This window comes from Halomonas sp. BM-2019, from assembly GCF_017584085.1.
Window position 1 is genome coordinate 3,722,349 of the sequence record NZ_CP071922.1, and the last position, 9,103, is coordinate 3,731,451.

10 protein-coding genes are annotated in these 9,103 nt (G+C 70.4%); 6 read left to right on the forward strand and 4 right to left on the reverse strand.

Features of this window, described 5'->3' with window-relative positions; all coding sequences use genetic code 11:
- A partial coding sequence (locus J5F18_RS18435) for an MFS transporter (protein ID WP_346299979.1) occupies positions 1-902 on the forward strand: 902 nt, incomplete at its 5' end.
- 59 nt (positions 903-961) lie between these two features.
- Here J5F18_RS18435 and J5F18_RS18440 read toward each other — a convergent pair.
- A complete protein-coding gene (locus tag J5F18_RS18440; protein ID WP_346299980.1) occupies positions 962-1,444 on the reverse strand; it encodes a metallophosphoesterase family protein in 483 nt (160 codons plus the stop codon).
- A 324-nt stretch (positions 1,445-1,768) separates the two neighbouring features.
- Here J5F18_RS18440 and J5F18_RS18445 point away from each other — a divergent pair, with 324 nt between their 5' ends.
- The 3 genes from J5F18_RS18445 (at position 1,769) to J5F18_RS18455 (ending at position 4,332) form a co-directional block, all read left to right on the forward strand.
- A complete protein-coding gene (locus tag J5F18_RS18445) occupies positions 1,769-2,056 on the forward strand; it encodes a coiled coil domain-containing protein (protein ID WP_346299981.1) in 288 nt (95 codons plus the stop codon).
- 328 nt (positions 2,057-2,384) lie between these two features.
- Complete coding sequence (locus J5F18_RS18450; RefSeq protein ID WP_346299982.1) at positions 2,385-3,239, forward strand: CbiX/SirB N-terminal domain-containing protein; 855 nt, start codon at positions 2,385-2,387, stop codon at positions 3,237-3,239.
- 91 nt (positions 3,240-3,330) lie between these two features.
- Complete coding sequence (locus J5F18_RS18455) at positions 3,331-4,332, forward strand: ion transporter (protein ID WP_346299983.1); 1,002 nt, start codon at positions 3,331-3,333, stop codon at positions 4,330-4,332.
- Positions 4,333-4,473: 141 nt separating this feature from the next.
- Here J5F18_RS18455 and J5F18_RS18460 read toward each other — a convergent pair whose 3' ends face one another.
- Entirely contained in the window at positions 4,474-5,049 is a 576-nt protein-coding gene (locus J5F18_RS18460) for a nucleoside deaminase (protein WP_346299984.1), read from the reverse strand.
- Between the two features lie 179 nt (positions 5,050-5,228).
- On the opposite strand from J5F18_RS18460, the gene J5F18_RS18465 reads away from it, so the two are divergent.
- Positions 5,229-5,996, forward strand: a complete 768-nt coding sequence (locus J5F18_RS18465; protein WP_346299985.1) for a DUF1499 domain-containing protein — start codon at positions 5,229-5,231, stop codon at positions 5,994-5,996.
- A gap of 129 nt (positions 5,997-6,125) precedes the next feature.
- Positions 6,126-7,874, forward strand: coding sequence for a M14 family metallopeptidase (locus J5F18_RS18470; RefSeq protein WP_346299986.1), 1,749 nt, complete (start codon positions 6,126-6,128; stop codon positions 7,872-7,874).
- A gap of 48 nt (positions 7,875-7,922) precedes the next feature.
- On the opposite strand, the gene nfsA is transcribed toward J5F18_RS18470, so the two are convergent.
- Together nfsA and J5F18_RS18480 are read right to left on the reverse strand one after the other, a co-directional pair.
- The gene (gene nfsA / locus J5F18_RS18475) at positions 7,923-8,654 is read right to left on the reverse strand and encodes an oxygen-insensitive NADPH nitroreductase (RefSeq protein WP_346299987.1); all 732 of its coding nucleotides are present in this window, start codon (positions 8,652-8,654) and stop codon (positions 7,923-7,925) included.
- Positions 8,651-9,103, reverse strand: a 453-nt coding sequence (locus tag J5F18_RS18480; RefSeq protein WP_346299988.1) for a hypothetical protein, incomplete at its 5' end; no start/stop codon positions are given. The genes J5F18_RS18480 and nfsA, both read right to left, overlap by 4 nt.

The window sequence follows — 9,103 nt, forward strand, 5'->3', positions numbered from 1 at the left end:
GCGTGCTGGTCTGCGGGATCAGCACCGGGCTCTCCTCGCCGGTGATGGCAAAGGCGGTGCACCGGGTGGTGCCGACCGAGCTGCGCGGGCGGGTCAATGCCACCATCAATGCCGGCACCAGCCTGGGGATCGCGCTGGCCATGCCGGCGGTGCTGCTCTGGGCGGAGGCGTGGCGCAGCGCCTATATCGGCTTCGCCACCCTGGCGGGGCTGGGTGCACTGGCGGCGCTCCGCTACCTGCCTCGGGAGGAGCGGCGCCCCTTGCCCTCGCAGGCCCACCCAGCCGCCCTGCCGGTGAATCGCGCCCAGTGGCTCGGCATCGCCCGGCTGAGCGGCCTGGCCGTCGGCATGGGCGGCGTCAGCGCGGCCTACTGGGTGTTCGCCCCCGATGCGGTGATCCATGCCGGGGGGCTGGCGTCGAGCCAGACCGCCTGGATGTGGCTGGCGGTGGGCCTGGGCGGGCTATCCGGGGCCAGCGCCGGCGATCTGGTCGCCCGTTTCGGCCCGGCCATGAGCCACGCCGCCGGCCTCGCGGTGATGGCCGCCGGCCTGGCGCTACTGGTGGTCGACCCCGGCCACTTCCCCCTTGCCCTGGCCTCCGCGGCGCTGTTCGGCGCCGGCTACATGACCCTCAGCGGTTTCTACCTGGTCAGGAGCACCCAGATCATGACCGAGGCGCCCGCCTTCGCCCCGGTGCTGCCCCTGCTGGCCACCTCGGTGGGGCAGGTTGCCGGCTCGCCGCTGGCCGGCTGGCTAGTCGGCGCCGAAGGCCATGCCGCCACCTTCATGATCTTCGCCGCCCTGGGGCTGGCCGTCGCCGGGCTGGGGATGTGGTTGCTGAGAGAGAATAGCCGACAGGCCCGATCGGCTCAGGTCGACACCTCGTTCAACAGGCTCTCGTAGGGGATCTTCAGGCCATCGTGGAGCCGCTTGATCATGCACAGCCTGGCCGCCATTCGCCGTCACAGCGGCAGGTGGAGGATGGCACCGCGCAGTCCGCGCGCGTCGGCCCACAGCTTGCCCAGGGTGATGGGCAGGCGGAAACGGCGCTTGCCGGCGGCACCGGGGTTGAACAGCAGCCGGCCCGCCTGCCACTCGAGGCGCGGCTTGTGGGAGTGGCCGTGGAGCACAGCGTCGCAGGGCGTGGTGGGGGCGAAGTCCTGCAGGCGATGCACCAGATGCAGGCGCCAGCCGTTGACGACCAGGTCCCGGGACATCGGCAGCGCCGCGGCCCAGGGCGCGGTGTCGATATTGCCGCGCACCGCCGCCACCGGGGCCAGGTCGGCCAGCCGCTCGAGGAGGACGGCGTCCGTCTCCCGGCTGCCCACGTCGCCCAGGTGCAGGATCAGCCCGCAACCCTCCAGCAGGGTGAGCGCCTCGGGGCGCAGCAGCCCGTGGGTGTCGCTGATCACGCCGATCGGCCATTCGATGGTGATGGGCTGCATGGGCGCCTCCCCTCAGGTCAGCACATCGGTGATCGGTCGCTCGTCGGTGAGCCGCCCGGGCTTGAGGATCACATGGGGCACGCCTTCCTCTCCGATTGTCGAGTTTCCGTTGCGGGCCTATCGCCCCGAGGATACCACCCCACCGCCGAGGGCAGCCTCGAGCCGCCCTTGCCGGTTATCGGGAGACCGCCGCTGCCTGAGCCAGATCGAGACCCAGGCCGTGACGGGCGGCCTGCAAGCCGGCGCTGAATATGCCAACCTGAGACAGGCGGGTCGCGCCTGGCGACCGCCCTCTGCCCCCTCAGGTTGAAAGGAGAGCCCCCCATGCGCAACAGGGACGCCTACGAACAGAAGCTGCAGGCCAAGCTGGACGAGTGGCAGGCCGAGATCGACAGGCTGCGGGCCCGGGCCAGGAGCGCCGAGGCCGATGCCCGCATCGAGCGTGAGAAGGAGGCCGAGCGCCTCGAGGCGAAGCGCGAGGAGATGCGCCAGAAGCTCAAGGAGCTGCGTGAGGCCGGCGACGAGGCCTGGGACGACATCCGGGATGGCGCCGAGCGCGCCTGGAAGTCCTTCAGCGAGTCGTTCGAGAAGGCGCGCTCCCGCTTCAAGTAGCGGCGCACAGGCTTACCGGCACGACCAGGCCAACGACGCTGGGCGGCCGCGACATCCTCTTCGTGATAGCGGCCGAGGCCGAGTATGGCCCGCACCTCAGGCAGCGTCTCACACCGCCTTGGTGATAACTATTGTTCAGCGACAGGATAATGGGGCACTTCGCCACATCATGTGGATTTGGCCTGATCCAACTTACACATTAGGGGCTACTCACAAGTTAGTCATGCCGCGGGCTCCCCCGCCGCTTGACCGCCCTCCCGCCGGGTAGTGTGATGGGCCCAGGCGCCCTGGGCGCCGCTCCCCGCCCCGTGCCAGCCAAGAGGCCTCCATGCGAAAGATCCTGCTCGTCGACAACGGCTCCCTGCGTGCCCAGGCCACCCTCAACCTGCGCCGCCTGGCCCGGGCCCTGGGCCAGGCCACCGGCCAGGAGGTCGAGGCCGCCTCCCTGCTGCACTCCTACAAGATTCCCGCGGATCAGCTCGAGGGGCGCAAGGCGGTATCGCTGGGGCCCCGTGCCGAGCAGCTGGCGGAACAGGGGGTGACGGAGCTGGTGATCCTGCCCTTCTTCTTCGGTCCCAGCCAGGCGCTGACCGGCTACCTGCCCGAGCGCCTGGCCGAGGTGCAGGCCCGCCATCCGCGACTCTCCGTGAAGGTGGCGCTGCCGCTGGTGGACAGCCAGGCCCCGGTGGATCTGCGCCTGGCTCGGCTGCTGGCCGACAACGTACGCGAGCGGATGGACGGCCCGTCGCGGCCCAGGGTGGTGCTGGTGGACCACGGCAGCCCCCTCCCCGAGGTCACCGCGGTGCGCAACTACCTGGCCGGCCAACTCAGCGTGCTGCTGAGCGAGGAGGCGAGCTGCGTCACCTTCGCCTCCATGGAGCGCCGCGACGGCGACGCCTACCGCTTCAACGAGCCGCTGCTGGTCGACCTGCTGGCTTCCGACGCCATGGCCGGCAGCGAGGTCATCCTGGCCATGCTGTTCCTCTCCCCGGGACGCCACGCCGGAGCCGGGGGGGATATCGCCGAGATCTGCGAACAGGCCATGGCGCACTCTCCCGGCCTGCGCGTCACCCCCACGCGGCTGGCGGGCGAGCATGACGGCATCCTGGACATCCTCGCGTCCCGCCTGGAACAGGGCCTTGCCGGCGCCCCCCTGCTGCTGGCACTGCCCGCCGGCCGCTGAGCCGAGGCTGCCGCAGGATCAGGGGGGTGGCCTACGGGCCAATCTTCTAGGCTGGGAAGGGACATCGTGGCCCAGAGCCCGAGGAGGCGCCATGCCTGACACCCGCGCGAGATCGCTCAGCCCCGCCCTGGAGCGGGTCCATCTGGGGTGGGACCTGCTGATCATCGTGCTGGTGATCGCCAACCTGACCCTGCTGCTGTTCGACAGCCTCTTCCTGCTGTCGCCGCTCAACGCCGCCTTCGAGGCCGTGGCCCCCGGGCTCCACGGCACCTATGACCGGTACATCCATGCCCGCTTCGTCACCATCGACCTGATCTTCGTGGCCGTCTTCGTGCTCGACGTGCTGCTGGGCTGGGCGGTGGCCATCGCCGAGCGACGCTACCACCGCTGGTTCTTCTACCCCTTCGTGCATTGGTACGACGTGCTCGGCTGCATCCCGGTGGGGGGCTTCCGGCTGCTGCGCATCCTGCGCGTCATCTCGCTGCTGCAGCGCCTGCACCGGCTGGGCCTGATCGACGTGCGCCGCTGGTACCTCTCCGGGGTGGTGGCCAAGTACTACGATATCCTGCTGGAGGAGCTCACCGACCGCATCGCCATCCGCATGCTCGACAACGTGCAGGCCCAGGTCCGCTCCAGCGACTCCCTCTCCACCCGGCTGGTGGAGCAGGTGGTGCGGCCCCGCCAGCAGGCACTGATCCACGAGATCAGCCAGCGGCTGGAGGCCATGGCCGGTACCGCCTACGCCCACAACCGTGACGACACCCTGCGCTACGTGCGCGGACTGGTCGGCCGCACCCTGGCTGAGAGCCCGGAGATGCGCCGGATGGAGCGCCTGCCGCTGGGCGGCCAGCTGGCTCGGGGGCTCGAGGCCTCCCTCTCCGACCTGGCCTGCCGCCTGGTCAACGAGGCGCTGGAGGGACTGCAGTCGCCGGAGTTCTCCGCCCTGGTGGAGCACCTGGCCGAGAGCGGCTTCGATGCCTGGCTGCGCACCGATCCCCATACCGAACTGGTCTCCGAGCAGGTACTGGTGGACATGCTGGAGCTGCTCAAGGAGCAGATCGCGGTCAAGCACTGGCGGCACAAGTACCAGTGAGCCCGCGGGCCTGGCCGGGTCGGAACGAGCCATGCTCCACGGGCGATCGCCACCAGAGTGGTCCGGTGCGCCAGCCCCTGGGTATCGCTGATCACGCCGATGGGCCGCTCGGTGGCGATGACCGATATTTCGGTGACGCCCTCAGGTCCCATGCGTGGCTCTAACGCCCTGCCAGTCTTCCCGATCGAGCTCAGGCCTCTCGGCACGGAAGCGAGCATAGCGCTCGATGCCCTCCGGGTCCTCGAGGATATCCACCTGGACGCCCTTCTCGCGCAGCAGGGCTTCCGTGCCCGAGGCATTGGTGACGTCGCCCACCACCACCCGCGAGACGCCGCGCATATGCAGCAGGGTGGCGCAGATCTCGCAGGGGCTCAGGGAGGTGAACAGCGTGGTGCGGCCGAAGTCGAGGCGGCCGGCATCGCGCAGGGCGGCGGTTTCCCCGTGGTTGTAGGGGTGGTTCTCCTGCACCAGGGTGTTATGCCCCTTGCCGACGATGCGCCGCGTGGCGTTATCGATGATCACCGCGCCGATGGGGCAGCCACCCTCGTCATGGCTCTTCTGCGCCAGCCGCACCGCGATGCGCATCAGGTCGGCATCGCTCAGGCGCCGGGCGAAGGCGTCGTCCATCAGCTCCGGCAGGCTGGCGGTGGGCATATGGGCGATGGCGGCCAGCGCCGCCTCGGTCACTTCCGTGCGTTCGTTCAACAGGGTTTCCATGGTGCCTCCGTTCGAGAATGTCAGGCTCGCCGGCCGCATCGGGTCCGCTTGCCGCTCTCGCGGCTGCCCGGAACGGCCGCGGGGATGAGGGGCGCGGACGCAGGCCGGCGGCATTGGGGGTATGCTGAGGGCAGCCCCTGCGCTCACCAGACTACCGCACCGGATGACAAGGAGTCGCCATGCCGACCTTTCGCCCGAGGCGCCGCCAGCGCGGCGGCCCCTGGCCGGCCCTGCTGGCCTGGCTCACCCTGCTGCTGCTGATCGCCGCGGCCCTGATGATGGGTGGGGCCGGGCCGGCCCACCGCCTGGAGCTGCTGCCCCTGGGGAGCGCCTTCGACCTGCTGCGTCTGGGGGCCTACCTGGCCCTCGCTGCCGCCGCCCTGGGGCTGGTCACCCTGATCGTCGCCAGCCTCTGTCGCCGCTGGCGCCCGGCGCTGGCGGGTGGCCTGGTGCTCGTCGCCGTGGCAGCCATGATGGCGGTGCCCTGGCAGCTGATGCAGCGCGCCCAGGAGGTGCCGCCGATCCACGATATCACCACCGACCTCGAGGACCCGCCGCCCTTCGTGGCCCTGGCCGAGACCCGGGAAGCGGCGCCCAATGCCGTGGGCTACCCCGAGGGGTTCGCCGACCAGCAGCGCGCGGCCTATCCCGAGATCCAGCCGCTGCTGCTCGACCTGCCGCCGGCCAGGGTGCTCAGCGCCGTGGAGGCCGCCGCCCTGGACCAGGGCTGGGAGATCGTCGCCCTGAGCGAGACCGGGCTGGAGGCCACCGCCACCACCTTCTGGTTCGGCTTCCGGGACGACGTGGCGATCCGCCTGACCCAGACCGAGGAGGGAGTGCGGGTCGACGTGCGCTCCGCCTCGCGCCAGGGACGCAGCGACCTGGGCACCAATGCCGCCCGCATCCGAACCTACCTCGAGGCCCTGCAGCGCCGCGCCGAGGGCTGACGCCGAGCCGACTACACCGCGAGGCCGACGCCAAGCCGCTGGCCGAGCGGCGGGAACGCGCCGCCAGCGCGTGGCAAGTGCCAGGCTTGAGCCATACTGTCACCAGGCAGGGCCAACCGAGGCGGGAAAATGGGACGGGATCTGCACGACAGCCGCTTCCGGCATCGCTACCTGAGCCATGACGATCTGACGCACCAGCTCAAGGCGTGGGTGCAGGCCTACCCTCGGCTGGCTCACCTGAAGAGCATCGGCATCAGCCCCGGGGGGCGGGAGATCTGGGTGCTCACCATCGGCCCCGAGCCGGAGCGCAAGCGGCCGGGCGTCTGGGTGGATGGCAACATGCACGGCACCGAGCTGGCGGGGTCCAGCGCCGCCCTGGCGGTGGCCGAGGCGGCCCTGGCCCTGCACAGCGAGTCGGGCCCCGTACCGGGCGACCTGCCCGAGCATTGTCGCCGATTCCTGCAGGACGTCCTCTTCTACGTGTGTCCACGCCTCTCGCCGGATGGGGCCGAACAGGTGCTCAGGCAGGGCGGTTTCGTACGTTCCGTACCGCGCCGCTCGCCGGAGGGCGCCGGCCGGCCCCACTGGCGGGCCCAGGACCTGGATGGCGACGGTCGCTGCCGCTACCTGCGCCTGGAGGACGCGGCCGGCGACTTCGTCGCGTCGCCCGACGCCCCCGGCCTGATGCTGCCGCGCCGGATCGATGACCCCCCACCCTACTGGCGGCTCTATCCCGAAGGGGTCATCGAGCACTGGGACGGCGAGACGATCCCCGAACCCGAGTGGCTGCAGGGCACCCCCGATTTCAACCGCAATTTCCCCTGGCGCTGGCGGCCGGAGCCGGAGCAGGTCGGCGCCGGCGACTACCCGGGCTCCGAGCCCGAGACGCGCGCCGTCATCGACTTCGCCATCGCTCACCCGAATCTCTATGCCTGGCTGAACCTGCACACCTTCGGCGGCGTGTTCATCCGCCCCTTGATCGATGCCCCCGACAGCCTCATGGATCAGGGCGACCTGGCCATCTACCTCCAGCTGACCGCCTGGGGCCACGCCCGGCTCGGCTACCCCACCGTCAGCGGCTACGAGGAGTTCACCTATCAGCCGGAGACCCCGCTGCACGGCGACCTCACCGAGTTTGCCTACCACCAGCGCGGCTGTGTGGCGCTGGTCTGCGAGCTCTGGGACCTGTTCCGGCGGATGGACCGCCCGCGACCAGAGCGCTTCGTGGATCACTTCACGGCCCTCGATCGCGAGGGGATGGAGCGGCTGGCCCGCTGGGACCGCGACCATAACCGGCAGCGCCTCTTCCACCCCTGGCGGGCCGTGCGCCACCCCCAGCTGGGCGAGGTGGAAGTCGGCGGCCTGGACCCGGTCAACGGGATCTGGAACCCGCCCCCCGAGGCGCTGCCCGGGCTCTGCGACGACATTGCCGCCTACTGGCTGCGGGTGGCGGCCCTGCTGCCACGCCTGGCCATCGCCGCCGTGCGCTGTACGCCGCTGGGAGAGGGCCATTGGGAGCTGCGGATCACGGTGGAGAATCGCGGCTACCTGCCCAGCCACGGAGTCAATGCCGCTCGAGAGCGGCCCTGGAACACCGGCGTCGAGGCCCACCTCAGTGTCGAGGGCTGCCGGCTGCTGGATCCCACCGAGGCCCGCCAGTCGCTGGGCCATCTGGCGGGATGGGGACGCGGCCTGGGCGAGGCCGCGCAGATGCCCTGGTACCAGCGCTCGCCGGGCAATGACCACCAGGCCACGGCCCGCTGGATCCTGCGGGGCGAGGGCGAGGTCAGGGTGCGCATCGGGGGACCACGGCTGGGCCAGCTGACGCGCACCCTCTCGATACCGGGAGACTCGTCGGGTCGCGACGCCGCGGGGTGAGCGTCCTCCGGCGTCGACGCCGCCCGCCGGCTGAGGCGACGACGCACCTCACTTCATCTCGAAGCCGCGCCTGACCAGGAACTCCCGCATATGGGGGCGCAGCTTGGTCTCGAACAGCGGGGTGAGGTTCTGCGACCAGGTGCTGTCCTTGGGCCCGCCCTTCCGGGACTGGTAGTAGGCGTGCATGGTCTCGTCGAAGGCCGCCACCCGCTCACGGTCATCGCGGTAGGTGTCTTCCTTGAGGATCGCCTCCACCGGCAGGCGCGGCTTCACGTCCGGCTGGTGGGCCGGGTAGCCCAGGCACATGCCGAACACCGGGTAGACGTGGTCCGGCAGGCACAGCAGGTCGCTGATCGGCTGGGGGTTGTTGCGCACGCCGCCGATGTAGCAGATGCCCAGCCCCTCGGATTCAGCGGCAATCGCCACATTCTGCGCCATCAGGGCGGTATCCACGGTGGCCACCAGCAGCTGCTCGGTCATGCCCCGCACCACCCTGGCACCGGTGCGCTCGGCGGCGTCGGTGGGGCGCTTCATGTCGGCGCAGAAGACCAGGAAGGCGCCGCAGGTGGCCACGTAGGACTGCCCGCCGACCAGCTCGGCGATCGTCTCGCGGTTCCTGGGATGCTTCACGTGGATGACGCTGTAGGCCTGCACGTGGCTGGAGGTGGCCGCGCCCTGGCCGGCGCGGATCAGCTCCTCGAGCAGCTCACGAGAGACCGGCCGGTCGGTGAACTTGCGGATGGAGCGGTGGGACTTGAGCAGTTCGATGGTGGGGTTCATGTCGCCTCGTTCGTATCGTCGCCGGCCATGACGCCGATGAACACCCGCATGGGGTACTCCCCTTCGGCGATCATGAAGGGCTCGTAGATGCCCTCCAGGTCCTGCTGGTGCAGGTCGAGCCCCTGCTCGCGGAAGGCCTGCTCCCAGGCCGCCTGGGTGAAGAGCCCCAGCCGGTGGTGGTCCACCTGGACGTCGAGTTCGCTGCCCTGGCGGATCAGGTAGACCAGGGTGGCCTCGTACTGCTCGTCCCCCGGGGGCAGCACGTAGTTGTTCTCCAGCACCGTGATATGGATGCCGTCGCGCTCCCCGACGTAGGCGAAGTTGTTGTCGTGGAAGAGCTCCCGGGGTTTGGCCACCACCAGCAACGCCCCGCCGGGATGAAGGTGATGCCGGGCGGTCTCGAAGGCCAGCCTGAGCTCCTCGCGGCTGGCCATATAGTCGATGCTGTC